The 24526-nt window shown below is 53.6% G+C and carries 25 protein-coding genes; 9 read left to right on the top strand and 16 right to left on the bottom strand.

The window, feature by feature from the left end; translation table 11 throughout:
- On the bottom strand, positions 1 to 338 hold a 338-nt coding region (locus D1Y84_RS01045; protein WP_199726331.1), incomplete at its 3' end, for a hypothetical protein.
- Between the two features lie 294 nt (positions 339 to 632).
- On the opposite strand from D1Y84_RS01045, the gene D1Y84_RS01040 reads away from it, so the two are divergent.
- On the top strand, positions 633 to 1298 hold the full coding sequence (locus tag D1Y84_RS01040; RefSeq protein ID WP_124846851.1) for a metallophosphatase domain-containing protein: 666 nt from the start codon (positions 633 to 635) through the stop codon (positions 1296 to 1298).
- A gap of 41 nt (positions 1299 to 1339) precedes the next feature.
- On the opposite strand, the gene D1Y84_RS01035 is transcribed toward D1Y84_RS01040, so the two are convergent.
- Complete coding sequence (locus D1Y84_RS01035) at positions 1340 to 1561, bottom strand: helix-turn-helix domain-containing protein (protein ID WP_255424328.1); 222 nt, start codon at positions 1559 to 1561, stop codon at positions 1340 to 1342.
- Between the two features lie 53 nt (positions 1562 to 1614).
- Here D1Y84_RS01035 and D1Y84_RS01030 point away from each other — a divergent pair, with 53 nt between their 5' ends.
- Entirely contained in the window at positions 1615 to 2313 is a 699-nt protein-coding gene (locus D1Y84_RS01030; RefSeq protein ID WP_124846849.1) for a hypothetical protein, read from the top strand.
- A 366-nt stretch (positions 2314 to 2679) separates the two neighbouring features.
- Here the strand turns inward: D1Y84_RS01030 and D1Y84_RS01025 are convergent, their stop codons facing one another.
- Genes D1Y84_RS01025 through D1Y84_RS01015 form a run of 3 tightly spaced genes read right to left on the bottom strand, consistent with a single transcriptional unit; the run spans position 2680 to position 4596 of the window.
- The gene (locus D1Y84_RS01025) at positions 2680 to 3585 is read right to left on the bottom strand and encodes a replication protein RepA (RefSeq protein ID WP_124846848.1); all 906 of its coding nucleotides are present in this window, start codon (positions 3583 to 3585) and stop codon (positions 2680 to 2682) included.
- A 35-nt stretch (positions 3586 to 3620) separates the two neighbouring features.
- Positions 3621 to 3854 carry a hypothetical protein gene (locus D1Y84_RS01020; protein WP_124846847.1) on the bottom strand — a complete coding sequence of 78 codons (234 nt, stop codon included), beginning with the start codon at positions 3852 to 3854 and terminating at the stop codon, positions 3621 to 3623.
- Positions 3855 to 3858: 4 nt separating this feature from the next.
- A complete protein-coding gene (locus D1Y84_RS01015) occupies positions 3859 to 4596 on the bottom strand; it encodes a ParA family protein (protein WP_199726328.1) in 738 nt (245 codons plus the stop codon).
- An 89-nt stretch (positions 4597 to 4685) separates the two neighbouring features.
- On the opposite strand from D1Y84_RS01015, the gene D1Y84_RS01010 reads away from it, so the two are divergent.
- Complete coding sequence (locus D1Y84_RS01010; RefSeq protein ID WP_124846846.1) at positions 4686 to 6857, top strand: DNA methyltransferase; 2172 nt, start codon at positions 4686 to 4688, stop codon at positions 6855 to 6857.
- 116 nt (positions 6858 to 6973) lie between these two features.
- Positions 6974 to 9532: a DEAD/DEAH box helicase family protein gene (locus D1Y84_RS01005; RefSeq protein WP_199726327.1), complete on the top strand. Its 2559-nt coding sequence runs from the start codon at positions 6974 to 6976 to the stop codon at positions 9530 to 9532.
- A 28-nt stretch (positions 9533 to 9560) separates the two neighbouring features.
- Here the strand turns inward: D1Y84_RS01005 and D1Y84_RS01000 are convergent, their stop codons facing one another.
- The 4 genes from D1Y84_RS01000 to D1Y84_RS00985 are packed head-to-tail and all read right to left on the bottom strand — an operon-like array spanning position 9561 to position 12090.
- Positions 9561 to 10001: a hypothetical protein gene (locus tag D1Y84_RS01000; protein WP_124846844.1), complete on the bottom strand. Its 441-nt coding sequence runs from the start codon at positions 9999 to 10001 to the stop codon at positions 9561 to 9563.
- A complete protein-coding gene (locus tag D1Y84_RS00995; protein WP_233580932.1) occupies positions 9979 to 10581 on the bottom strand; it encodes a nucleotidyltransferase domain-containing protein in 603 nt (200 codons plus the stop codon). The genes D1Y84_RS01000 and D1Y84_RS00995 overlap by 23 nt, the downstream gene beginning before the upstream one ends.
- Before the next feature lie 40 nt (positions 10582 to 10621).
- Positions 10622 to 11578 carry a tyrosine-type recombinase/integrase gene (locus tag D1Y84_RS00990; RefSeq protein WP_124846854.1) on the bottom strand — a complete coding sequence of 319 codons (957 nt, stop codon included), beginning with the start codon at positions 11576 to 11578 and terminating at the stop codon, positions 10622 to 10624.
- Positions 11575 to 12090: a hypothetical protein gene (locus D1Y84_RS00985; RefSeq protein ID WP_199726330.1), complete on the bottom strand. Its 516-nt coding sequence runs from the start codon at positions 12088 to 12090 to the stop codon at positions 11575 to 11577. The genes D1Y84_RS00990 and D1Y84_RS00985 overlap by 4 nt, the downstream gene beginning before the upstream one ends.
- Positions 12091 to 12471: 381 nt before the next feature.
- On the opposite strand from D1Y84_RS00985, the gene D1Y84_RS00980 reads away from it, so the two are divergent.
- Positions 12472 to 13563: a hypothetical protein gene (locus D1Y84_RS00980; protein ID WP_124846853.1), complete on the top strand. Its 1092-nt coding sequence runs from the start codon at positions 12472 to 12474 to the stop codon at positions 13561 to 13563.
- A 74-nt stretch (positions 13564 to 13637) separates the two neighbouring features.
- Here the strand turns inward: D1Y84_RS00980 and D1Y84_RS18045 are convergent, their stop codons facing one another.
- The gene (locus D1Y84_RS18045; protein ID WP_199726329.1) at positions 13638 to 13970 is read right to left on the bottom strand and encodes a hypothetical protein; all 333 of its coding nucleotides are present in this window, start codon (positions 13968 to 13970) and stop codon (positions 13638 to 13640) included.
- Positions 13971 to 14223: 253 nt separating this feature from the next.
- Positions 14224 to 14808 carry a hypothetical protein gene (locus D1Y84_RS00970; protein ID WP_124846852.1) on the bottom strand — a complete coding sequence of 195 codons (585 nt, stop codon included), beginning with the start codon at positions 14806 to 14808 and terminating at the stop codon, positions 14224 to 14226.
- A gap of 293 nt (positions 14809 to 15101) precedes the next feature.
- Here D1Y84_RS00970 and D1Y84_RS00965 point away from each other — a divergent pair, with 293 nt between their 5' ends.
- A complete protein-coding gene (locus D1Y84_RS00965) occupies positions 15102 to 15767 on the top strand; it encodes a metallophosphatase domain-containing protein (protein WP_124846851.1) in 666 nt (221 codons plus the stop codon).
- Positions 15768 to 15808: 41 nt separating this feature from the next.
- Here the strand turns inward: D1Y84_RS00965 and D1Y84_RS00960 are convergent, their stop codons facing one another.
- Entirely contained in the window at positions 15809 to 16030 is a 222-nt protein-coding gene (locus D1Y84_RS00960) for a helix-turn-helix domain-containing protein (protein ID WP_255424328.1), read from the bottom strand.
- Between the two features lie 53 nt (positions 16031 to 16083).
- Here D1Y84_RS00960 and D1Y84_RS00955 point away from each other — a divergent pair, with 53 nt between their 5' ends.
- Positions 16084 to 16782, top strand: coding sequence for a hypothetical protein (locus tag D1Y84_RS00955; protein WP_124846849.1), 699 nt, complete (start codon positions 16084 to 16086; stop codon positions 16780 to 16782).
- Positions 16783 to 17148: 366 nt separating this feature from the next.
- On the opposite strand, the gene D1Y84_RS00950 is transcribed toward D1Y84_RS00955, so the two are convergent.
- The 3 genes from D1Y84_RS00950 to D1Y84_RS00940 are packed head-to-tail and all read right to left on the bottom strand — an operon-like array spanning position 17149 to position 19065.
- Positions 17149 to 18054: a replication protein RepA gene (locus D1Y84_RS00950; RefSeq protein ID WP_124846848.1), complete on the bottom strand. Its 906-nt coding sequence runs from the start codon at positions 18052 to 18054 to the stop codon at positions 17149 to 17151.
- 35 nt (positions 18055 to 18089) lie between these two features.
- Complete coding sequence (locus D1Y84_RS00945; RefSeq protein WP_124846847.1) at positions 18090 to 18323, bottom strand: hypothetical protein; 234 nt, start codon at positions 18321 to 18323, stop codon at positions 18090 to 18092.
- Between the two features lie 4 nt (positions 18324 to 18327).
- A complete protein-coding gene (locus tag D1Y84_RS00940) occupies positions 18328 to 19065 on the bottom strand; it encodes a ParA family protein (RefSeq protein WP_199726328.1) in 738 nt (245 codons plus the stop codon).
- 89 nt (positions 19066 to 19154) lie between these two features.
- Between D1Y84_RS00940 and D1Y84_RS00935 the strand changes: the two genes are divergently transcribed.
- Together D1Y84_RS00935 and D1Y84_RS00930 are read left to right on the top strand one after the other, a co-directional pair.
- Positions 19155 to 21326 carry a DNA methyltransferase gene (locus D1Y84_RS00935; RefSeq protein ID WP_124846846.1) on the top strand — a complete coding sequence of 724 codons (2172 nt, stop codon included), beginning with the start codon at positions 19155 to 19157 and terminating at the stop codon, positions 21324 to 21326.
- A gap of 116 nt (positions 21327 to 21442) precedes the next feature.
- The gene (locus tag D1Y84_RS00930; RefSeq protein ID WP_199726327.1) at positions 21443 to 24001 is read left to right on the top strand and encodes a DEAD/DEAH box helicase family protein; all 2559 of its coding nucleotides are present in this window, start codon (positions 21443 to 21445) and stop codon (positions 23999 to 24001) included.
- Between the two features lie 28 nt (positions 24002 to 24029).
- On the opposite strand, the gene D1Y84_RS00925 is transcribed toward D1Y84_RS00930, so the two are convergent.
- A complete protein-coding gene (locus tag D1Y84_RS00925) occupies positions 24030 to 24470 on the bottom strand; it encodes a hypothetical protein (protein WP_124846844.1) in 441 nt (146 codons plus the stop codon).
- Between the last annotated feature and the right edge of the window lie 56 nt (positions 24471 to 24526).

Below are 24526 nucleotides of genomic sequence, written 5' to 3'. Positions count from 1 at the left end.
AGAGTCGCGACAATACTGTCCTCGAGCCCTTCGAACGCGGAATTTTTCCCTGAGCGCTCCCTCTTCACGAGCTCGCGAATGAAGTCTTGACCGCTCTTATAGTGCCCGTTTGTGGCTTGCTTCTCGACCCAGAGATGCGTAGCCCGGTCGAGACGCACGGTGTAGCGTTCTTGCAATAAATCTGTGCGAATTCGCTTCTTGGAAGCCATAAAAAAGGATAGCAAAATTTGACGCGAAACCGCGTCAAATGCTCGAAAAAGTGACGCGCTATAAATCGAACAAAACAAACCAGTAAAGCCCAAATCATCGCAAAGCGCGCCACTCTCTTTATGTTCCACTAAGCTTTTCCTGCCTCCTCAATGCCTTCTTTCTCCGTCTTTTTGAAACGCCGGTTTGTTCATAAAGTGTTCATTTCATGGAGAAGCAGGGCGCATGAACACTTTATTAAAACTTTATAAACAATGGTCTTTTCAACTTATACAAAATAAATAACTTAGCGATTCATTGTGCAATCTCTGTACAAAAGCTGTGCAATGGCTTTTTGGTGTGCATTCGGTGTGCAATCTCTGTACAAGCAGTCGTTCGAGTCGACATCCTAGGCACTTTCATTCAGCTTTCAGTAGGGCAGCACCATGTCGAGCGAATCTAAAAAACGGGTCTCCAAAACGCTTCGCCTCGTTTGTATTGGCGACACGCATGGCTTTCACCGGAGTCTCGTTCTTCCTGCGGGTGACATCCTGATTCACTCTGGAGACTTCGACGGTCAGTCAGTTGAACAGGTGGACGACTTCAACGACTGGCTGGAATCACTTCCCTACCGCCACAAGCTGGTCATCGCCGGCAACCACGATCTGCTTTTCGACCGTAAGCCTAAAGTGGCTCGCGCCCACCTCACAGCGGCCGTTTACCTCCAAGACTCAGGCATTCGCATAGAAGGTCTGAACTTCTGGGGCTCCCCGGTGAACTCGGTTATGGGCGAGGAGTGGGCGTTCTCGGCGGAACGAGGAGCTAAGATTCGCAAACACTGGGATCGTATCCCCGCAGATGCCGATGTGCTCATCACCCATGAAGCGCCGTATGGAACTCTGGACAAGCAGGACATCCTCGGCAGGCATCGTGGATGCCAGAACCTTCTGGGAACTCTTCTTCGTGTTAAACCGAAGCTCCACGTTTTCGGCCACATCCACGGAAGCTACGGTCAAGAGTCTGCCTGGAACGTAAGGCTGGTGAATTGCGCTGTAGTCAATAACCAACGTGTGCTCACCAATGCGCCTACAGTCGTTGACTTGGCCCCATAACGAATCGTGCCTACAGTGTGGAACAACATCCCTATCCTGCGTCAGGCGATCTCTTTGAGCAGTTCGTACGGCTTTAGTCCAAGCGAGTGGGCAATGGCGACGATGTTCAAGAGACTCAGATTGCGCTCTCCGCGTTCAACACTCCCAATGTAGGTCCGGTGGAGTCCGCACACCTCGGCCAGCGCCTCCTGAGACATCTGGCTTCTCTCCCTGGTTCGTCGAATTGTCTGCCCCAAAATGGTGCGGGGATCGAAGATGGGCACAAGGCCACGATCCCCGGTTTGAATACTATAGGTCTACAGATTATAAGTAGCACATGGCGAACACACCGTTGATTCACCTCGTGATGGGGAACGTAAGGGCCACTGGGAAGACACAATTCGCTGCCCTGCTTGCTGACTACTTCCGTCATCACGAGGAGGCTGTACGCTGCGTAGACGTTTCCTCGCAGGGATATGGGCTGTCGGGATACCCGACGCTTAGGGCTCACCACGTTTCTTGGCCGACAGATCTTGTTACCGGAGAAGCCAAAGAACTGAAGAAGATCTTCAGTTTCAGCCCTGAGGTACGTGTCGTGGATGTTGCCTCACCGGATTTCGATGTGGTGATCGATTTCCTTGGTGATCATCGCCTCGGAGGCTTTCCTGGCTGGGTGATTCACTTCCCTGTCACGCCGAAAACTCTCAAAGAGGCTCGTGAAGGTCTCTTGAAACTGCTTCCCTTCATGCCGTTCCCGCTGGTTTTTTGGCTGAACGGGTTTCATGGCAATGAAGCGATCCAGACCGTTCTTTCAACCCTCACGATGGCAAAGAGAGATGTGGCTGGATGGGTCGTGATCTCGGAACGGCATGCCATGTTGTCCCTTGGTAAAGAGAAGAGTGTGCTTTTGAGCGACATAGAAACTGGGCAGTTCGGCTTGGCAAAGGCGGTCGAAGCAGAAGGCTTTAGAGCGCAAGTGGCGGATCAGCTCGACTCAATTCTCAGAATGCAAGCCATTGCTAATAATTGCCCTTAGCGCGACGCCGTGTCCTCCTGCGAGGGTTAGCGGTATGTCTGGCCTATAGAAGCCATGGCAGCGCCTTTCTGCGCGATCTTAGCCCACCTGTGTAACGGCAGCGTTGGGTCATCTGCAGCGTTTCAGAATCTTATTTTCTCTTTCATATTTCCACCGCTCGGCGTTACCGACTACTGGATATATGAAACCTACAAGCAAAAGCTAAAGGCAAGAACTACAGGCTTCCTTATATGCAGTCGAAAAACGTCACCGTTTCACCGTAGGGGCGTCACCGTTTCACCGTAAAGGCGTCACCGTTTCACCGTGGAAAACTGAAAACGCCCATCAATTAGCGTCACCGTTTCACCGTAGCGGAAAAAGGAAAACTCAAGACTTGGCTGGGATGGCCGTCGGTGAGGGATGGACGATTAGCGCAGAGCTGGTTGTTTCCAGTTTTAGCGCCGGATAGACGAGCTGGATCTTCTTGAGTGCCAACAGAACCTTTGCCCGGAACTGCCGAAGCTCCGCATACTCGGCTCCCATTTGGCCGTGTAAACCCTCCCAGGGGACGACGCGGGGTTCACGTTTCCGACTGGCACTGAACGCCGTATGAGCCAGCCATGCGTAAAGGTCGAGTGCCAGCGGAGAGCGCTTCAATGCCCGAAGTGCTCGCATATCGACTGGCACCGGTGCGGCGGTGATGGCGGCATAGAAATCCTCCCCTAGTTCAACCCAGCTCTCCCAGAGATTGTCCTGATGGGATCGCGCCGGGTCCCACCACAGGGTGCCACGGGGAGCGATCTGCATATCAACGTAGCTCTTGCTCCATTCTCGTTTGTCCTCGAAGGTTACGATGGCCCGAAAAAGGCGCTCCATTTGAGAGTGCAGCCTCGCGGCGTCTCCTCGCTTCCCTCCCCCGGTTCGGGGATTCAGGCCAATCTCCCGCATGAACGAGTCGAGGCTGTTACCGAGACGAATGCGGCGGGTCTTCTTCTGAGTAGCTTCCGTGACAAGCCAAAAGAGGAGGAGGCGCGGAATCGAGCCGTAAGGGTAGAGTGGCTTGCGCGTTTTGAGGTCAACATAGGGACGGATCGCCAGCGTGAGATATCCGTTTGTGCGTGCCCAAACTGATACGTCTCCGGGGTCCGAATGAGGCAGGGTGCATTGGACAAGCTGGCGCGCCATGTAGGAACGCTCGACGGCATCCGGGCTCATGCGGATATCGACAGCCGCATTAATCAGTTTATCCGCGTAGCTCCCCTGTAGCGCGTCTTCCTTCGGTCTTTTCGCCATTTAGTCTTTACCGTTTTCGTTATAACGTTTTTTCGTTACTGTCCGCGCTGTTCTCGGACAACCCTGAAGCCTTCCTGAAGAAGGTCCAACATGCTGATTCCCTGCTGCGAGGCATAGACCTTGAAGTCGCGATGGAAGTTGGCGGGCACTTTGAAATTCAGCGGCTTCAGCGTACCTGGCTCGGACTTCTCCAGATTTCCCACTGTCGAGTTAACGGCTGGCGGCGGACCCTTGCGGGACTTCTTGGCGGGTGGTGGTACGTTTGCCATGGCTCTAGGTTGCCTTTCCCTTTTGTATTCGCGTAATGAGATCAACGATTCCCTGGGCGAGCTCGTCACTACGCTTGTTCAGGGATGGAAAACGGGTCTCCGTGAGCGATCTGCCCTCGTCCGAGGCCCGACGGTAGGCGGTCTTCTCTGGCAGGCTCCCGGCCAGCACGCGGTATCCGGCCTGAGTGATGTAGTCGCGGGCTTCCTCAATCTCTGATTCGCTATCGCCCACTCGGGATAGCGCGAAGGCGATCTTGGCGGCTTTGATATTCCGCTTCCGAAGCTCGTGGGCCAGCAGAACAGACGGCTCCAGATCGTCCAGCGACAGCCCGGTCGGAAGGATGGTTAGAAGGGAGGCGGCGGTGATCTTGAGTGTGCCTGCCGTCGAGTGGGGCGGCCCGTCCAGAATCAGCAAATCGTAATGGCTGCCGACCTTGAGAGCCTGTTCCACGGTTCCGAAGCGCTCGACCGGGATTGCCGGCTCGATACCCGATTGCAAGCGCCGGGACTGCCAATTGAAGCTTGTGCCCTGGGACACATCCAAGTCCGCGATTTTGACGGTCCAGCCTGCAAGAGCGTATTCCCGCGCCACAAGCCGGGACAGTGTGCTTTTGCCAACGCCGCCCTTTTGCGAGACCATGCCAACGATTACTGTCATGTTTAGACGATAAGACGATTGCTTTTCTTCGTCCATTCCTGAAATAACGAAACCGTTCTTTGCGTATTCAATTGGATACCCCATGTTGATTTCGTGCTTTCGTTATTCCCAATCTGCGAAGATGAACATACATCGCGATTTAGGATCGCGGCATTCAGACTTGCGGAGCGGGAATGGCACGGTTGACCGAGCAGGAGCAGCAAGACGTGATCCGGTTTGTGGAAGCAGGGAAGCCTCTGCCCGACAAGTACAGGTTCCTACTGTTCGAAGACAAGCGGGAGGTGGAGCTTGTCTGGAATGGGAAGACGGATGAGGTTTGCAACGTCGTTCTGCCTTTTCAGGTGATTGAGCAGGTGGACGAGCCGCGTGCGGAGAAACCGCAAGATACCGCACTACAGGCAGGGTTATTTGACGCGCGTGGGCGGCAGTTGAAGGGATGGACAAACAAGCTCATTTGGGGCGACAACAAGTTGATCCTAAGTAGCTTGAAGAACGGGCCTCTGCGCGAGGAGATTGAAGCACAAGGCGGGCTCAAGCTGATCTATATCGATCCGCCATTTGACGTAGGTGCGGATTTCTCAATGGACATTGAGATTGGCGATGAGACCTTTACCAAAAACCCAAGCATTATTGAGGAAATCGCTTACCGCGATACGTGGGGCAAAGGCGCTGACAGTTTTATCGCAATGATGAACGAACGACTATCGCTGATGCATGGGTTGTTGGCTGAAGACGGCTGTATTTTTGTACATTGCGACTGGCGGGTCAGTCCGCTTCTTCGGATGGTTCTTGGAGAGATTTTTGGAGCCAAAAACTTTCAAAACGAAATCTACTGGTACTACTACAACAAACTGCACGGAGCAACGAAAAGGGTGTTCCCGCGAGCTACGGACACCATTCTTTACTATGTGAAGAACCGAGCACAATACTCATTCACTCACATTACGGAACCTCGCGACACCCCTATCAAAAAGCTAAAGTACAGCTTCATTGGCGGGAAGATTGTCAACGACAAGGACGCACAAGGAAAGACAATCACTTACTTGAGCACTGATCGCCAGATCGACAATGTTTGGCGGATTCGCTGCCTGCAACCAGCGGATCAAAAAGAATGGCTAGGTTACCCGACGCAGAAGCCTCAGGATCTGATTGAGCGGATTATTCAGGCAACGACGAAGCCTGGCGACTTGGTTGCAGATTTTTTCTGTGGTTCAGGAAGCTGCTTGGCAGCCGCCGAAATGTATGGGCGAAAGTGGATTGGGTCTGATCTCGGAAAATTTGCTATCCATACGGCACGAAAGAGGCTAATCAATGCGCAACGCGTCCTAAAGGCCGATGGCAAGGATTACCGTGCGTTCGAAATCCTCAACCTTGGAAAATATGAACGGCAGCATTTTGTAGGCGTAAACCCTAATTTGCGTGAAGCAGAGCAAGCAGCTCAATTGGCAAAGAAGGAAGCCGATTTCCTCGACCTCATATTGAACGCATATCGAGCCGAGAAGACGACTGGATTCGCAACGTTTCATGGTAAGAAGGCCGGACGGCTGGTCAGCATAGGGCCGGTAAATCTCCCGGTGACCCGGCTCTACGTGGAAGAGGTAATTGCGGAGTGTCGCCAGAAGCGCATCACGCGAGTGGATATTCTGGGTTTCGAGTTCGAGATGGGGTTGTTTCCCAACGTATTGCAAGATGCGGCCGCTAAGGGCATTGACATCGCTCCAAAGTATATTCCGCGTGAGGTCTTCGACAATCGGGCCGTGGAGAAAAGCCAGGTGGCGTTTCATGACGTGAGCTATATCGAGGTCACGCCCCGATTTGACGGCAATAAGGTAGCCGTAGAGCTAACCGACTTCAACGTGTTCTATTCGCAGGACTCCGTAAAGCAAGCGGAAGAGTCGCTAAAGGACAAGGCAAGCAAGATAGTGGTGGACAACGGACAGATAGTAAAAGTGAGTAAAAATGCTAAGGGCATCATCACGCGGGAACGGTTGACGCAGAGTTGGAAGGACTGGATCGATTATTGGGCTGTGGACTTCGATTTCGAGAACAAGAAAGAGATTATCCGCAAGGCGGTGTCGCCAGAGGTTAACCCATCCCTATCCGGGATGGAGCCAGACCAGATGGGGCTTGAGACCTACGAAGAGGTATGGACGGGCGACTACATCTTTGAGAATGAATGGCAGAGCTTTCGCACGAAGCGAGATCGCTCCCTGGAGTTCACGAGCGTTTACAAGGAGTGCCTGCCAGGACGCCGCAAGATCGCCGTGAAGGTGGTAGACATCTTCGGGAACGACACCATGACGATTGTTGAAGTGAATATCGGAAGCGGAAAGGCGAAGCGCTAATGGGGCTGCATCCTGAGTTTCCAGAGTCGCCCTACGTCATCCTCGACCCTTCCGAGCGGTGGTTTCCAGCGGATGAGGCTCTACGGTCGCGTAGCGCTGACCACCTAATGCCTCCGATGGTGCCAGCACTCCGTCGCAAGGTGAAGGAATGGCGCGATAGTGACTATGCGGGAGCGGCTGAGACAAGCCACTGGCTGCTGAAGTGGTGGTTCGAGACGGAGCACCTGATGCCGCAGGCAGACGGGAGCATGGCCACATTTCAGTATTACTTCGCGCAGCGTGAAGCTGTTGAGACGATCATCTACCTGCACGATGTGGCGGGAGTGCAGGACAAGTACGACCTAATGAAGGTGTCAGAATCGCGGTCTGTGTCTGCGGGGATGTTCGATGAAGAGTGGCGCCGTTGGGTGGTAAAGATGGCAACGGGCGCTGGCAAGACCAAGGTCCTAAGCCTTGTCTTGGCGTGGTGCTACTTTCACAAGCTGTATGAGGCAGACAGCGACCTGGCGCGGAACTTCCTTGTGATCGCTCCGAACATCATCGTGCTGGACAGGCTCTACAAGGATTTCGCCGGCCTCCGCATCTTTCTCAAAGACGATCCAGTCCTGCCAGACAACGGCTTCGCTGGTCAGAACTGGCGGGACGACTTTCAATTAGCGCTACATGTTCAAGACGAGGTGCGGGTCACAAATTCTGTCGGAAATATCTTTCTGACGAACATCCATCGGGTGTATGCAGGGAATGAGACAACACCGACAGCGGACGATGACGATACCCTGGACTATTTTTTCGGGGCGCGCCCGACCGGGGCAACGACAGATTCTAAAGTTGACCTCGGCATGATCGTGCGCGAGATTGATGAGCTAGTCGTACTGAACGATGAGGCGCACCACATCCACGATAAGGATATCGAGTGGTTCAAGTCGATTCAAGACATCGACAATCGGCTCAAGCTGAAAGACGCCCGCCTGTCCTTGCAAATCGATGTAACGGCTACTCCAAAGCATAATAAGGGCGCGATCTTCGTTCAAACCATCTCGGACTATCCGCTGGTGGAAGCGATTGCTCAAAATGTCGTCAAGCATCCGGTATTGCCCGATGCACCAAGCCGTGCAAAGCTCAAACCTCGCGACAGCGTGAAATTCACTGAGCGCTGGGCGGACTATATCAACCTGGGCGTTATCGAGTGGCGCAAGGTGTTCACTGAACACGAGAAGCTAGGCAAGAAAGCCATCCTGTTCGTGATGACGGACGACACAAAGAATTGCGATGATGTGGCCGCATACCTGGAAGGGAACTACCCCGACCTGAAAGATGCCGTGCTGACGATCCATACGAAGCCAAATGGCGAAATCTCCGAGGCTGCGTCCGGCAAGAACAAAGAGGAACTGACGAGACTGCGGAAGGAAGCCAACGAGATTGACAGTTGGGAATCTCCACACAAGGCCGTCGTATCCGTAATGATGCTGAAGGAGGGCTGGGACGTTCGGAATGTGACGACGATCGTTGGACTGCGAGCGTATGCAGCTCCGAGCGACATTCTGCCGGAACAGACATTAGGGCGCGGACTTCGGAAGATGTACTCGGGCGGGATTGAAGAGTATGTCAGCGTCGTAGGCACGGATGCGTTCATGGAGTTTGTCGAGCGCATCACGGCTGAGGGCGTGGTACTGGATCGCAAACCGATGGATGCAGGCTCTAAGGGCGCTGCTCCTCTAATCGTCGAGCTGGACGAGGACAAGGATGAGGAGCAGCTAGCGGCTCTGGATTTCGAGTTGCCTGTGCTGACGCCGCGCGTTTATCGCGAGTACAAGAGCCTTGCCGAGTTGGATGTGAAGGCGGTTGAATTCCAGGTCGTGATCTATCGGGAGTTCAGCGAAGAAGAGCAGCGCAAAATCATCTTCCGAGACGTGGCAAAGGGCGAGATAACGCACACAACGATTTTGGACTCAGCCGGCGTAGCGGACTACCGGAGCGTGATCGGCTACTTCGCTCAGACGATGATGCGTGATCTGCGCTTGGTGAGCGGGTACGACGTGCTGTACGGCAAGGTGAAGCAGTTTGTCCGCGATGAACTGTTCGGTCGCGTCGTGGAGTTGGAAGATGCCAACACCCTACGGAATCTTTCCGAGATTGAGGTGTCACGAGCGATTCTTGAGGGATTCAAGAAAGCAATTAACAACCTAACTGTCCGGCAGAAGGGTGATGCGGAGATTCGGGACAGAATCAAATTGAGGGATACGCGCCCCTTCGTTGTAAAGGATCAAGGATACGTCATCTCGGATAAAAGCCTGTTCAACCGAACTGTTGGCGACAGCGGCCTTGAGTTGGAGTTTGCGGCGTTTTTGGCGAAGTGCAACGACGTGACAGCTTTTGCCAAAAACTACATGGCCGTGGGATTCAAGCTCGACTACGTGAAGGCCAATGGGGATATTTCGACGTACACGCCGGACTTCTTTGTGCGTCGTAGCGATGGAGGAGTTTGGATTGTGGAAACGAAGGGCCGTGAAGACTTGAATGATCCTGGGAAGTGGGAACGTTTGAAACAGTGGTGTGCCGACGCCTCCGCGCTCGATGGCGGGCAGCAGTACAAGCCGCTATTTGTCCGCGAGGAAGATTGGGAGCAGTACAAGCCGAAGATATTTTATGACGCTATTGCCGCATTCTCTCAATAAAGAAATCGTTATTTCGTTGTAGCAGGCATCACGAAAGCTCTGGATGATCCGTTTTCAGCCATGACTCCACGGTGTGGCGGAGCTCTTCGGCGGTGGCGAGGATGTCTTTCAATTCCTGGTTGGAGATGGAGCCAGCGGAATCATAGCTGGCCACATTTCGCTTCTTCGAGAAAGCGAGCAATTTGCGAATCAGTTTTGCATCGGCCTGGATGGTGTATTCAAGGGTTTCGATTGCTCGGGTGTGATGACCCTGCTGATTGGTGGTCCGGTACCCGCTGGCACGCAAAGCAGTATTGGCAAGTGCGAGCACAGCGTTGAAGGCCGTGTAGAAGCGCAGGTCGTCAGAGATGCCTTCGACGGCTGCATCGTTCATGGAGCGAGCGACGATGCCCAGTTGGTCGGCGATCTCTTGGCGGCTCGTGGGCTCACGACGAAGCCACGAGTTCTCAGCGTATTTCTCTAAACTCATTCTCACTCCCGATTAAGAAAACGAGTGGACCGCTCTGGACAGTTTTAAGAAAATGATTGCCTGAGTGGATCTTTGTTCGAAGCTCATCGCGGGCAAAGATGGTCGGGTTTATGGGTCGATTCAGTTGGCGCTCTACAGGCGACATCTGCCCCAGTAGCTCATCAAGAGTGACCTCCCCAGTCACCAGAAGGTCAATGTCGCTGTCGGCTTTTTCTTCTCCTTTAGCAATGGAGCCATAAACAAAGGAGAACTCAATGCGCTCGGCAATTGGTTTGAGGGCTTCTAACAAGATGTGAAATACGCCAGTAGTCTTGGCTAGTAGCGAATGCAGCTCCGGGAAAGCCGGGTGAGCTCGGTTGGCACCATAGAACACTTGGTTTGCGCGATCATCTCGAAGGATGAGACCCGCGGCCGTTAGCGTGGCAAGCTCCCGTTGAACGGTTCCCACACTTCCGCTGATATGCCGAGCAAGTTGTCGAACAAAGAAGGTAGCTTCTGGCTTGTCATATAGAGTTGCGAGGATCCGCCCTCTAGTTTGACCAAAGAGTAGATCACCAAGCGCGTTAGCTTTTGTTCTCATTCTGAGAACAAGTGTACTCAAAATGAGTACGGATTCACAATCAAATGCTAATTCGTTCGACCTCGGTAAGCGAAACCTCATCACTCCTGCGGTCATAGAGCCCGGTCGTTCGGGCCGATTCATGGGCAGCCATTTGCTGCGCGATCTCCAGCCGCCCGCCGTTCTTGAGGTACGCCGTGATGCCGGTCGCCCGGAAGGTATGGCATCCGATCTCGGTTTTGATGCCGGCCGCCAGCGCACGCCTGCGGATCATGCGCCAAACGTCGGACTGAAGTAGGGAATTGCCGGTCAGCTCGCCGGATCGGCCGCGGGTCGTCCGGAAGAGCGGGCCCTTCCGGTCCTCGCCGATGCCGGCGGCCGCGATGTACTCCTCGAGATACCGGTCGAGATTGTGGTGCGTCGGCATTTCGTGCTCCTTACCGCCCTTTTCATGTAGCCGCACCCATCCCCGGCGCCCCTGCACATAGAAGTCTTCGACCCGCATCGATACTGCCGCGCCGACGCGGGCAAAGGTGTAGACCATCAGCGCTATCAGGGCGCGATCGCGCAGGCCGGGAAGGAAAGTAGTGTCGATCGCATCGATCAGGGTCCGGGCCTCGTCGGCCTGCAGCACCGGTGTCTTGCCGCTTCTTTGGGTGTGCTTCGGGCCGCGCACCGCGTGGGCGGGATTGAGGGGAATGATCTGCCCGACCACCATCCAGTCGAAGAGCATCCTCAAAGCGGCTAGCCGGACTTTGACCGTAGGCTTCGACTGTGTCCTCAACTGTAGCTCGACAAAGGCCGCGACGTGCACCGGCTCCACCTGGGCAAGATCCACGATACTGATCTCGGCACAAAAGGCGGAGAACTGCCGGACCGCTTCCATGTATGCGCGTCGGGTATTGGGATTGCGGATATGCGAGCTGAAGAAATCACGCATCCGCGCTCGGGCTGCGGGGCGCGCCGTGAAGACGGAAGGCAACACCCCTGGTGAACCAGGAATGAGTTCGGAGGTCATCTCCCCTCCAAAAGTGACTTGGCTCGGACTTTCAGAGTCTGCGGAATGATCCCAGGGAGGGAATTGATCTCTGTGATGATTGTGGCTTTAGATCGGGTTCGCAGCAGTCCCTTTAGCACCGCACTGCTCAGATCGAAAAGACTGTATTGAGTGAGCACCACTCCGAGCGACACCAGGAAACCGATTCCTCCCAGCATGCCGACAGGTCCTCCAAGTGCGGCAAGCCCAGTGGTAATGGCGGCAGCTCCGGCAAAACTAGACATTGTCATTGCTGCAAGCAAGATCAATCCTGGCACACCCGCAGCTATGAGCAGGTCGGCCAGTCGCCTAAAGGCTTTCGACTTTGGTTCTTTCTCATGTTCAGCTAACAGCCGGATGGCTTCCTCCAGCTGTTCACTCACCGCTTTTAGCTCTTTCTGTAGTCGATCGTTTTCGAATCGAAGCCGCACCACCCAGATTCCAAGCACAGCACAGGCGACGCTCAGCAACCCTATAATGCTCCACTTCACCATTGTCTAAACTTCCCCTACCATGCTTGATAAAGGACATTATCATGCATGAAAGATTTTGTGCATTCCGATTATTTCTGCGGTATGCTCGACACCGCTCGTGAACGAACATCGCCGTAGGTTTTTATGCTTGAATCAAATCCGGATCTTCAGAATGATCCCGCTGTTGAAGAAGAATCGCAAGCTAGCGACGGCTCCTGTACATATGCCGGGGACACGTACGGCGAAGGTTCTCGCGTTTGCCAAGGCGGTCAGATGATGGAGTGCCGAAACGGTGTCTGGTTCCCCACTGGTGACAACTGCTAGTCCTTAGTAGGACTGCCATGAATACCCATTTTCGCTTAATCCTGATCTTAACTACAGCAGATAGTTGCGGGAGAGTCTATGTTTAGAACTGCTCATGTACTGTTGCTGACTGCCAGCTGCCTAACGACACGAGTTGCCATTTCTCAGGGCGCTACAGGATGCGAAGCTTTGCTTGCTCAAGGTGTATATGACGGAATCCAGCAATCGGCCACTAACAGCTCTGCTTCGACTTATCATCAGGCGATCTGCACAGGAACCGTGCAGCAGTCTTCTGGAGGTTCCTCAACTGGAGGTGGTGCATCTATTGTCATTCCAGGTGTAAACATCCCTCTTGGATTGAATTTCAACGATGCTCAGAACTTTCAGAACACCTACAAGTCCGCGTTTTGCTCGGGTATAGATACATCTGTTCTGACAGACCAGAGTTTAAGGTTCCTTTCCAGTGTTGCCTCGCCAGTCCTCGTGCAGGGTTATAACGCTTGCGTTATCGCCAGAAACAAGGGTCTTCAGAGCTTCACGACGATAGCTCCTGATAATAAATCGGTTCGCTTTGAACTCTGGTTCACTCCGATCATTCATCCAAATGACTCCGCAACGATTGGACGAGTATCGATAGTGCCGGCGGGAAACGCTACGTGTAGAGGTATCATCCCCAACACACGATTAGGCTTGGACCATTCCACCCTGATTTGCACTCGAACCAACAATAGTGGCGTATCTATCGTCGTCCCGACCTCACAGGGAGATTTGAGTGCGTTCCTAACGCCGACTCCACCCCCTCCAAGCACTACACAAGTAGTCATGAGTGCTCTTCCTAAAGGGATCATCCTGCCGTGGTCTGATCCTTCCTTAGCGATTCCAAATGGGTGGCATATTTGTGACGGGACAAACGGCACTCCTAATCTTATGGATGACCGCATTTTGCAAGGCTCCACTATCCCAAATCTGGGGAAGCTGGAAGGCAACAACGACGGCTACTCGTTTCATGTAGGCGGAACGACAGGTAAAGCTGGAAGTTCAAAGCCTGATGGATTCAAAGTTGACGACAACCGAGGTTGCTGTCCTCAGGTAAGCGGTCTTGATCATACCCATAGCTTTGACGCACACACTGATGCAGCTACGATCAACCTTAAGCATTACAATGTCGTGTGGATCATGAAAACCATTTGATACGAGACAGCCCTTGGTAACGTGGATAAGGTCTTTGAGCCCCTGCGTGTCCCTGTTTCAATTTGAATGAAGGTTCACCAACTACTGAACAGGAGTACTTCTTCACGTGTTGTTGCGATCCTGAAACGCAGCGAGATTCGCATGTAGGTGACTCGCATACCAAAACCGAACCCACGCCCAATATTCAATATGCTCTCCGGTTGAGGCATGGCTAGGGACGCCTCTATTTCGCGCTGCGCCATGTGCGCGCTCTGTTGGGAGACTTCGTGGCCCAGCGCAATCGGAAGTTTGTCACTATCGCTCGTAAACAGTAGCGCATCCTGCGCTCCACGTGAAACCGCAACGTAGGCCATACGGTTGTTGAGCAAGTCTTTAGCCCCGAGTTCTGTATTGACGTTGATAAGCACGCGGTCAGCGGTTTAGCCCTGGCTGGAGTAGCCCGTCACAGCATAGCCGTAGTCCAGGTGCGGGTGCTTCTCTGGGTCAATTTCAACTGAGCGGCCATATCCATGCGGAGCCCTATCTTGCCTTCGCTTATTCGCTCCACCGTGCCCAGCTCGCGTTCGCTACCTCTAGCGCAGCCGTGCCAGGTCTATAACCTTCAGAAGGTTTGACACACCCTTTCCAAGATCGTCTTTGGATTGAAGTACTAGCGCAATCCTAATCGCCTTCTTCGCTCCCGCCCGCAAGATCCTGAAGAGCGTCTGCCCAGGTCCCTTTCATCCCGATGCCCACCTCTTTGAGGAAGGCATCCAACCTCCGTTTATGGTTCGCGCCGATCACCTGCTTGGCCTCACGCGTCGGTGACATGTGCGTTTGCAGGAAGAGATTGGCCAGCCCCATTACAGCAGCGAAGCTTGCGTAGCTTGTGGCTTGTGTTTGTTCAAGCTCTCGGGTCTGTGCGTTCAGAGTCGCGACAATACTGTCCTCGAGCCCTTCGAACGCGGAATTTTTCCCTGAGCGCTCCCTCTTCACGAGCTCGCGAATGAAGTCTTGACCGCTCTTATAGTGCCCGTTTGTGGCTTGCTTCTCGACCCAGAGATGCGTAGCCCGGTCGAGACGCACGGTGTAGCGTTCTTGCAATAAATCTGTGCGAATTCGCTTCTTGGAAGCCATAAAAAAGGATAGCAAAATTTGACGCGAAACCGCGTCAAATGCTCGAAAAAGTGACGCGCTATAAATCGAACAAAACAAACCAGTAAAGCCCAAATCATCGCAAAGCGCGCCACTCTCTTTATGTTCCACTAAGCTTTTCCTGCCTCCTCAATGCCTTCTTTCTCCGTCTTTGAAACGCCGGTTTGTTCATAAAGTGTTCATTTCATGGGAGAAGCAGGGCGCATGAACACTTTATTAAAACTTTATAAACAATGGTCTTTTCAACTTATACAAAATAAATAACTTAGCGATTCATTGTGCAATCTCTGTACAAAAGCTGTGCAATGGCTTTTTGGTGTGCATTCGGTGTGCAATCTCTGTACAAGCAGTCGTTCGAGTCGACATCCTAGGCACTTTCATTCAGCTTTCAGTAGGGCAGCACCATGTCGAGCGAATCTAAAAAACGGGTCTCCAAAACGCTTCGCCTCGTTTGTATTGGCGACACGCATGGCTTTCACCGGAGTCTCGTTCTTCCTGCGGGTGACATCCTGATTCACTCTGGAGACTTCGACGGTCAGTCAGTTGAACAGGTGGACGACTTCAACGACTGGCTGGAATCACTTCCCTACCGCCACAAGCTGGTCATCGCCGGCAACCACGATCTGCTTTTCGACCGTAAGCCTAAAGTGGCTCGCGCCCACCTCACAGCGGCCGTTTACCTCCAAGACTCAGGCATTCGCATAGAAGGTCTGAACTTCTGGGGCTCCCCGGTGAACTCGGTTATGGGCGAGGAGTGGGCGTTCTCGGCGGAACGAGGAGCTAAGATTCGCAAACACTGGGATCGTATCCCCGCAGATGCCGATGTGCTCATCACCCATGAAGCGCCGTATGGAACTCTGGACAAGCAGGACATCCTCGGCAGGCATCGTGGATGCCAGAACCTTCTGGGAACTCTTCTTCGTGTTAAACCGAAGCTCCACGTTTTCGGCCACATCCACGGAAGCTACGGTCAAGAGTCTGCCTGGAACGTAAGGCTGGTGAATTGCGCTGTAGTCAATAACCAACGTGTGCTCACCAATGCGCCTACAGTCGTTGACTTGGCCCCATAACGAATCGTGCCTACAGTGTGGAACAACATCCCTATCCTGCGTCAGGCGATCTCTTTGAGCAGTTCGTACGGCTTTAGTCCAAGCGAGTGGGCAATGGCGACGATGTTCAAGAGACTCAGATTGCGCTCTCCGCGTTCAACACTCCCAATGTAGGTCCGGTGGAGTCCGCACACCTCGGCCAGCGCCTCCTGAGACATCTGGCTTCTCTCCCTGGTTCGTCGAATTGTCTGCCCCAAAATGGTGCGGGGATCGAAGATGGGCACAAGGCCACGATCCCCGGTTTGAATACTATAGGTCTACAGATTATAAGTAGCACATGGCGAACACACCGTTGATTCACCTCGTGATGGGGAACGTAAGGGCCACTGGGAAGACACAATTCGCTGCCCTGCTTGCTGACTACTTCCGTCATCACGAGGAGGCTGTACGCTGCGTAGACGTTTCCTCGCAGGGATATGGGCTGTCGGGATACCCGACGCTTAGGGCTCACCACGTTTCTTGGCCGACAGATCTTGTTACCGGAGAAGCCAAAGAACTGAAGAAGATCTTCAGTTTCAGCCCTGAGGTACGTGTCGTGGATGTTGCCTCACCGGATTTCGATGTGGTGATCGATTTCCTTGGTGATCATCGCCTCGGAGGCTTTCCTGGCTGGGTGATTCACTTCCCTGTCACGCCGAAAACTCTCAAAGAGGCTCGTGAAGGTCTCTTGAAACTGCTTCCCTTCATGCCGTTCCCGCTGGTTTTTTGGCTGAACGGGTTTCATGGCAATGAAGCGATCCAGACCGTTCTTTCAACCCTCACGATGGCAAAGAGAGATGTGGCTGGATGGGTCGTGATCTCGGAACGGCATGCCATGTTGTCCCTTGGTAAAGAGAAGAGTGTGCTTTTGAGCGACATAGAAACTGGGCAGTTCGGCTTGGCAAAGGCGGTCGAAGCAGAAGGCTTTAGAGCGCAAGTGGCGGATCAGCTCGACTCAATTCTCAGAATGCAAGCCATTGCTAATAATTGCCCTTAGCGCGACGCCGTGTCCTCCTGCGAGGGTTAGCGGTATGTCTGGCCTATAGAAGCCATGGCAGCGCCTTTCTGCGCGATCTTAGCCCACCTGTGTAACGGCAGCGTTGGGTCATCTGCAGCGTTTCAGAATCTTATTTTCTCTTTCATATTTCCACCGCTCGGCGTTACCGACTACTGGATATATGAAACCTACAAGCAAAAGCTAAAGGCAAGAACTACAGGCTTCCTTATATGCAGTCGAAAAACGTCACCGTTTCACCGTAGGGGCGTCACCGTTTCACCGTAAAGGCGTCACCGTTTCACCGTGGAAAACTGAAAACGCCCATCAATTAGCGTCACCGTTTCACCGTAGCGGAAAAAGGAAAACTCAAGACTTGGCTGGGATGGCCGTCGGTGAGGGATGGACGATTAGCGCAGAGCTGGTTGTTTCCAGTTTTAGCGCCGGATAGACGAGCTGGATCTTCTTGAGTGCCAACAGAACCTTTGCCCGGAACTGCCGAAGCTCCGCATACTCGGCTCCCATTTGGCCGTGTAAACCCTCCCAGGGGACGACGCGGGGTTCACGTTTCCGACTGGCACTGAACGCCGTATGAGCCAGCCATGCGTAAAGGTCGAGTGCCAGCGGAGAGCGCTTCAATGCCCGAAGTGCTCGCATATCGACTGGCACCGGTGCGGCGGTGATGGCGGCATAGAAATCCTCCCCTAGTTCAACCCAGCTCTCCCAGAGATTGTCCTGATGGGATCGCGCCGGGTCCCACCACAGGGTGCCACGGGGAGCGATCTGCATATCAACGTAGCTCTTGCTCCATTCTCGTTTGTCCTCGAAGGTTACGATGGCCCGAAAAAGGCGCTCCATTTGAGAGTGCAGCCTCGCGGCGTCTCCTCGCTTCCCTCCCCCGGTTCGGGGATTCAGGCCAATCTCCCGCATGAACGAGTCGAGGCTGTTACCGAGACGAATGCGGCGGGTCTTCTTCTGAGTAGCTTCCGTGACAAGCCAAAAGAGGAGGAGGCGCGGAATCGAGCCGTAAGGGTAGAGTGGCTTGCGCGTTTTGAGGTCAACATAGGGACGGATCGCCAGCGTGAGATATCCGTTTGTGCGTGCCCAAACTGATACGTCTCCGGGGTCCGAATGAGGCAGGGTGCATTGGACAAGCTGGCGCGCCATGTAGGAACGCTCGACGGCATCCGGGCTCATGCGGATATCGACAGCCGCATTAATCAGTTTATCCGCGTAGCTCCCCTGTAGCGCGTCTTCCTTCGGTCTTTTCGCCATTTAGTCTTTACCGTTTTCGTTATAACGTTTTTTCGTTACTGTCCGCGCTGTTCTCGGACAACCCTGAAGCCTTCCTGAAGAAGGTCCAACATGCTGATTCCCTGCTGCGAGGCATAGACCTTGAAGTCGCGATGGAAGTTGGCGGGCACTTTGAAATTCAGCGGCTTCAGCGTACCTGGCTCGGACTTCTCCAGATTTCCCACTGTCGAGTTAACGGCTGGCGGCGGACCCTTGCGGGACTTCTTGGCGGGTGGTGGTACGTTTGCCATGGCTCTAGGTTGCCTTTCCCTTTTGTATTCGCGTAATGAGATCAACGATTCCCTGGGCGAGCTCGTCACTACGCTTGTTCAGGGATGGAAAACGGGTCTCCGTGAGCGATCTGCCCTCGTCCGAGGCCCGACGGTAGGCGGTCTTCTCTGGCAGGCTCCCGGCCAGCACGCGGTATCCGGCCTGAGTGATGTAGTCGCGGGCTTCCTCAATCTCTGATTCGCTATCGCCCACTCGGGATAGCGCGAAGGCGATCTTGGCGGCTTTGATATTCCGCTTCCGAAGCTCGTGGGCCAGCAGAACAGACGGCTCCAGATCGTCCAGCGACAGCCCGGTCGGAAGGATGGTTAGAAGGGAGGCGGCGGTGATCTTGAGTGTGCCTGCCGTCGAGTGGGGCGGCCCGTCCAGAATCAGCAAATCGTAATGGCTGCCGACCTTGAGAGCCTGTTCCACGGTTCCGAAGCGCTCGACCGGGATTGCCGGCTCGATACCCGATTGCAAGCGCCGGGACTGCCAATTGAAGCTTGTGCCCTGGGACACATCCAAGTCCGCGATTTTGACGGTCCAGCCTGCAAGAGCGTATTCCCGCGCCACAAGCCGGGACAGTGTGCTTTTGCCAACGCCGCCCTTTTGCGAGACCATGCCAACGATTACTGTCATGTTTAGACGATAAGACGATTGCTTTTCTTCGTCCATTCCTGAAATAACGAAACCGTTCTTTGCGTATTCAATTGGATACCCCATGTTGATTTCGTGCTTTCGTTATTCCCAATCTGCGAAGATGAACATACATCGCGATTTAGGATCGCGGCATTCAGACTTGCGGAGCGGGAATGGCACGGTTGACCGAGCAGGAGCAGCAAGACGTGATCCGGTTTGTGGAAGCAGGGAAGCCTCTGCCCGACAAGTACAGGTTCCTACTGTTCGAAGACAAGCGGGAGGTGGAGCTTGTCTGGAATGGGAAGACGGATGAGGTTTGCAACGTCGTTCTGCCTTTTCAGGTGATTGAGCAGGTGGACGAGCCGCGTGCGGAGAAACCGCAAGATACCGCACTACAGGCAGGGTTATTTGACGCGCGTGGGCGGCAGTTGAAGGGATGGACAAACAAGCTCATTTGGGGCGACAACAAGTTGATCCTAAGTAGCTTGAAGAACGGGCCTCTGCGCGAGGAGATTGAAGCACAAGGCGGGCTCAAGCTGATCTATATCGATCCGCCATTTGACGTAGGTGCGGATTTCTCAATGGACATTGAGATTGGCGATGAGACCTTTACCAAAAACCCAAGCATTATTGAGGAAATCGCTTACCGCGATACGTGGGGCAAAGGCGCTGACAGTTTTATCGCAATGATGAACGAACGACTATCGCTGATGCATGGGTTGTTGGCTGAAGACGGCTGTATTTTTGTACATTGCGACTGGCGGGTCAGTCCGCTTCTTCGGATGGTTCTTGGAGAGATTTTTGGAGCCAAAAACTTTCAAAACGAAATCTACTGGTACTACTACAACAAACTGCACGGAGCAACGAAAAGGGTGTTCCCGCGAGCTACGGACACCATTCTTTACTATGTGAAGAACCGAGCACAATACTCATTCACTCACATTACGGAACCTCGCGACACCCCTATCAAAAAGCTAAAGTACAGCTTCATTGGCGGGAAGATTGTCAACGACAAGGACGCACAAGGAAAGACAATCACTTACTTGAGCACTGATCGCCAGATCGACAATGTTTGGCGGATTCGCTGCCTGCAACCAGCGGATCAAAAAGAATGGCTAGGTTACCCGACGCAGAAGCCTCAGGATCTGATTGAGCGGATTATTCAGGCAACGACGAAGCCTGGCGACTTGGTTGCAGATTTTTTCTGTGGTTCAGGAAGCTGCTTGGCAGCCGCCGAAATGTATGGGCGAAAGTGGATTGGGTCTGATCTCGGAAAATTTGCTATCCATACGGCACGAAAGAGGCTAATCAATGCGCAACGCGTCCTAAAGGCCGATGGCAAGGATTACCGTGCGTTCGAAATCCTCAACCTTGGAAAATATGAACGGCAGCATTTTGTAGGCGTAAACCCTAATTTGCGTGAAGCAGAGCAAGCAGCTCAATTGGCAAAGAAGGAAGCCGATTTCCTCGACCTCATATTGAACGCATATCGAGCCGAGAAGACGACTGGATTCGCAACGTTTCATGGTAAGAAGGCCGGACGGCTGGTCAGCATAGGGCCGGTAAATCTCCCGGTGACCCGGCTCTACGTGGAAGAGGTAATTGCGGAGTGTCGCCAGAAGCGCATCACGCGAGTGGATATTCTGGGTTTCGAGTTCGAGATGGGGTTGTTTCCCAACGTATTGCAAGATGCGGCCGCTAAGGGCATTGACATCGCTCCAAAGTATATTCCGCGTGAGGTCTTCGACAATCGGGCCGTGGAGAAAAGCCAGGTGGCGTTTCATGACGTGAGCTATATCGAGGTCACGCCCCGATTTGACGGCAATAAGGTAGCCGTAGAGCTAACCGACTTCAACGTGTTCTATTCGCAGGACTCCGTAAAGCAAGCGGAAGAGTCGCTAAAGGACAAGGCAAGCAAGATAGTGGTGGACAACGGACAGATAGTAAAAGTGAGTAAAAATGCTAAGGGCATCATCACGCGGGAACGGTTGACGCAGAGTTGGAAGGACTGGATCGATTATTGGGCTGTGGACTTCGATTTCGAGAACAAGAAAGAGATTATCCGCAAGGCGGTGTCGCCAGAGGTTAACCCATCCCTATCCGGGATGGAGCCAGACCAGATGGGGCTTGAGACCTACGAAGAGGTATGGACGGGCGACTACATCTTTGAGAATGAATGGCAGAGCTTTCGCACGAAGCGAGATCGCTCCCTGGAGTTCACGAGCGTTTACAAGGAGTGCCTGCCAGGACGCCGCAAGATCGCCGTGAAGGTGGTAGACATCTTCGGGAACGACACCATGACGATTGTTGAAGTGAATATCGGAAGCGGAAAGGCGAAGCGCTAATGGGGCTGCATCCTGAGTTTCCAGAGTCGCCCTACGTCATCCTCGACCCTTCCGAGCGGTGGTTTCCAGCGGATGAGGCTCTACGGTCGCGTAGCGCTGACCACCTAATGCCTCCGATGGTGCCAGCACTCCGTCGCAAGGTGAAGGAATGGCGCGATAGTGACTATGCGGGAGCGGCTGAGACAAGCCACTGGCTGCTGAAGTGGTGGTTCGAGACGGAGCACCTGATGCCGCAGGCAGACGGGAGCATGGCCACATTTCAGTATTACTTCGCGCAGCGTGAAGCTGTTGAGACGATCATCTACCTGCACGATGTGGCGGGAGTGCAGGACAAGTACGACCTAATGAAGGTGTCAGAATCGCGGTCTGTGTCTGCGGGGATGTTCGATGAAGAGTGGCGCCGTTGGGTGGTAAAGATGGCAACGGGCGCTGGCAAGACCAAGGTCCTAAGCCTTGTCTTGGCGTGGTGCTACTTTCACAAGCTGTATGAGGCAGACAGCGACCTGGCGCGGAACTTCCTTGTGATCGCTCCGAACATCATCGTGCTGGACAGGCTCTACAAGGATTTCGCCGGCCTCCGCATCTTTCTCAAAGACGATCCAGTCCTGCCAGACAACGGCTTCGCTGGTCAGAACTGGCGGGACGACTTTCAATTAGCGCTACATGTTCAAGACGAGGTGCGGGTCACAAATTCTGTCGGAAATATCTTTCTGACGAACATCCATCGGGTGTATGCAGGGAATGAGACAACACCGACAGCGGACGATGACGATACCCTGGACTATTTTTTCGGGGCGCGCCCGACCGGGGCAACGACAGATTCTAAAGTTGACCTCGGCATGATCGTGCGCGAGATTGATGAGCTAGTCGTACTGAACGATGAGGCGCACCACATCCACGATAAGGATATCGAGTGGTTCAAGTCGATTCAAGACATCGACAATCGGCTCAAGCTGAAAGACGCCCGCCTGTCCTTGCAAATCGATGTAACGGCTACTCCAAAGCATAATAAGGGCGCGATCTTCGTTCAAACCATCTCGGACTATCCGCTGGTGGAAGCGATTGCTCAAAATGTCGTCAAGCATCCGGTATTGCCCGATGCACCAAGCCGTGCAAAGCTCAAACCTCGCGACAGCGTGAAATTCACTGAGCGCTGGGCGGACTATATCAACCTGGGCGTTATCGAGTGGCGCAAGGTGTTCACTGAACACGAGAAGCTAGGCAAGAAAGCCATCCTGTTCGTGATGACGGACGACACAAAGAATTGCGATGATGTGGCCGCATACCTGGAAGGGAACTACCCCGACCTGAAAGATGCCGTGCTGACGATCCATACGAAGCCAAATGGCGAAATCTCCGAGGCTGCGTCCGGCAAGAACAAAGAGGAACTGACGAGACTGCGGAAGGAAGCCAACGAGATTGACAGTTGGGAATCTCCACACAAGGCCGTCGTATCCGTAATGATGCTGAAGGAGGGCTGGGACGTTCGGAATGTGACGACGATCGTTGGACTGCGAGCGTATGCAGCTCCGAGCGACATTCTGCCGGAACAGACATTAGGGCGCGGACTTCGGAAGATGTACTCGGGCGGGATTGAAGAGTATGTCAGCGTCGTAGGCACGGATGCGTTCATGGAGTTTGTCGAGCGCATCACGGCTGAGGGCGTGGTACTGGATCGCAAACCGATGGATGCAGGCTCTAAGGGCGCTGCTCCTCTAATCGTCGAGCTGGACGAGGACAAGGATGAGGAGCAGCTAGCGGCTCTGGATTTCGAGTTGCCTGTGCTGACGCCGCGCGTTTATCGCGAGTACAAGAGCCTTGCCGAGTTGGATGTGAAGGCGGTTGAATTCCAGGTCGTGATCTATCGGGAGTTCAGCGAAGAAGAGCAGCGCAAAATCATCTTCCGAGACGTGGCAAAGGGCGAGATAACGCACACAACGATTTTGGACTCAGCCGGCGTAGCGGACTACCGGAGCGTGATCGGCTACTTCGCTCAGACGATGATGCGTGATCTGCGCTTGGTGAGCGGGTACGACGTGCTGTACGGCAAGGTGAAGCAGTTTGTCCGCGATGAACTGTTCGGTCGCGTCGTGGAGTTGGAAGATGCCAACACCCTACGGAATCTTTCCGAGATTGAGGTGTCACGAGCGATTCTTGAGGGATTCAAGAAAGCAATTAACAACCTAACTGTCCGGCAGAAGGGTGATGCGGAGATTCGGGACAGAATCAAATTGAGGGATACGCGCCCCTTCGTTGTAAAGGATCAAGGATACGTCATCTCGGATAAAAGCCTGTTCAACCGAACTGTTGGCGACAGCGGCCTTGAGTTGGAGTTTGCGGCGTTTTTGGCGAAGTGCAACGACGTGACAGCTTTTGCCAAAAACTACATGGCCGTGGGATTCAAGCTCGACTACGTGAAGGCCAATGGGGATATTTCGACGTACACGCCGGACTTCTTTGTGCGTCGTAGCGATGGAGGAGTTTGGATTGTGGAAACGAAGGGCCGTGAAGACTTGAATGATCCTGGGAAGTGGGAACGTTTGAAACAGTGGTGTGCCGACGCCTCCGCGCTCGATGGCGGGCAGCAGTACAAGCCGCTATTTGTCCGCGAGGAAGATTGGGAGCAGTACAAGCCGAAGATATTTTATGACGCTATTGCCGCATTCTCTCAATAAAGAAATCGTTATTTCGTTGTAGCAGGCATCACGAAAGCTCTGGATGATCCGTTTTCAGCCATGACTCCACGGTGTGGCGGAGCTCTTCGGCGGTGGCGAGGATGTCTTTCAATTCCTGGTTGGAGATGGAGCCAGCGGAATCATAGCTGGCCACATTTCGCTTCTTCGAGAAAGCGAGCAATTTGCGAATCAGTTTTGCATCGGCCTGGATGGTGTATTCAAGGGTTTCGATTGCTCGGGTGTGATGACCCTGCTGATTGGTGGTCCGGTACCCGCTGGCACGCAAAGCAGTATTGGCAAGTGCGAGCACAGCGTTGAAGGCCGTGTAGAAGCGCAGGTCGTCAGAGATGCCTTCGACGGCTGCATCGTTCATGGAGCGAGCGACGATGCCCAGTTGGTCGGCGATCTCTTGGCGGCTCGTGGGCTCACGACGAAGCCACGAGTTCTCAGCGTATTTCTCTAAACTCATTCTCACTCCCGATTAAGAAAACGAGTGGACCGCTCTGGACAGTTTTAAGAAAATGA

This window comes from Acidipila sp. EB88 (assembly GCF_003858395.1).
Classification (GTDB): Bacteria; Acidobacteriota; Terriglobia; order Terriglobales; family Acidobacteriaceae; genus EB88.
This window is presented reverse-complemented; position numbering and strand designations above follow the sequence as displayed.

Coding starts and splice junctions, on each gene's coding strand:
- D1Y84_RS01025 (WP_124846848.1), bottom strand. CDS start 3,585: ATGGCGAAAAGACCGAAGGAAGACGCGCTACAGGGGAGCTACGCGGAT.
- D1Y84_RS00940 (WP_199726328.1), bottom strand. CDS start 19,065: ATGGGGTATCCAATTGAATACGCAAAGAACGGTTTCGTTATTTCAGGA.
- D1Y84_RS00990 (WP_124846854.1), bottom strand. CDS start 11,578: ATGACCTCCGAACTCATTCCTGGTTCACCAGGGGTGTTGCCTTCCGTC.
- D1Y84_RS00965 (WP_124846851.1), top strand. CDS start 15,102: ATGTCGAGCGAATCTAAAAAACGGGTCTCCAAAACGCTTCGCCTCGTT.
- D1Y84_RS00935 (WP_124846846.1), top strand. CDS start 19,155: ATGGCACGGTTGACCGAGCAGGAGCAGCAAGACGTGATCCGGTTTGTG.
- D1Y84_RS00950 (WP_124846848.1), bottom strand. CDS start 18,054: ATGGCGAAAAGACCGAAGGAAGACGCGCTACAGGGGAGCTACGCGGAT.
- D1Y84_RS00945 (WP_124846847.1), bottom strand. CDS start 18,323: ATGGCAAACGTACCACCACCCGCCAAGAAGTCCCGCAAGGGTCCGCCG.
- D1Y84_RS01040 (WP_124846851.1), top strand. CDS start 633: ATGTCGAGCGAATCTAAAAAACGGGTCTCCAAAACGCTTCGCCTCGTT.
- D1Y84_RS01005 (WP_199726327.1), top strand. CDS start 6,974: ATGGTGCCAGCACTCCGTCGCAAGGTGAAGGAATGGCGCGATAGTGAC.
- D1Y84_RS00985 (WP_199726330.1), bottom strand. CDS start 12,090: ATGGTGAAGTGGAGCATTATAGGGTTGCTGAGCGTCGCCTGTGCTGTG.
- D1Y84_RS01015 (WP_199726328.1), bottom strand. CDS start 4,596: ATGGGGTATCCAATTGAATACGCAAAGAACGGTTTCGTTATTTCAGGA.
- D1Y84_RS00955 (WP_124846849.1), top strand. CDS start 16,084: ATGGCGAACACACCGTTGATTCACCTCGTGATGGGGAACGTAAGGGCC.
- D1Y84_RS00930 (WP_199726327.1), top strand. CDS start 21,443: ATGGTGCCAGCACTCCGTCGCAAGGTGAAGGAATGGCGCGATAGTGAC.
- D1Y84_RS01030 (WP_124846849.1), top strand. CDS start 1,615: ATGGCGAACACACCGTTGATTCACCTCGTGATGGGGAACGTAAGGGCC.
- D1Y84_RS01020 (WP_124846847.1), bottom strand. CDS start 3,854: ATGGCAAACGTACCACCACCCGCCAAGAAGTCCCGCAAGGGTCCGCCG.
- D1Y84_RS00980 (WP_124846853.1), top strand. CDS start 12,472: ATGTTTAGAACTGCTCATGTACTGTTGCTGACTGCCAGCTGCCTAACG.
- D1Y84_RS00925 (WP_124846844.1), bottom strand. CDS start 24,470: ATGAGTTTAGAGAAATACGCTGAGAACTCGTGGCTTCGTCGTGAGCCC.
- D1Y84_RS01000 (WP_124846844.1), bottom strand. CDS start 10,001: ATGAGTTTAGAGAAATACGCTGAGAACTCGTGGCTTCGTCGTGAGCCC.
- D1Y84_RS01010 (WP_124846846.1), top strand. CDS start 4,686: ATGGCACGGTTGACCGAGCAGGAGCAGCAAGACGTGATCCGGTTTGTG.
- D1Y84_RS00995 (WP_233580932.1), bottom strand. CDS start 10,581: ATGAGAACAAAAGCTAACGCGCTTGGTGATCTACTCTTTGGTCAAACT.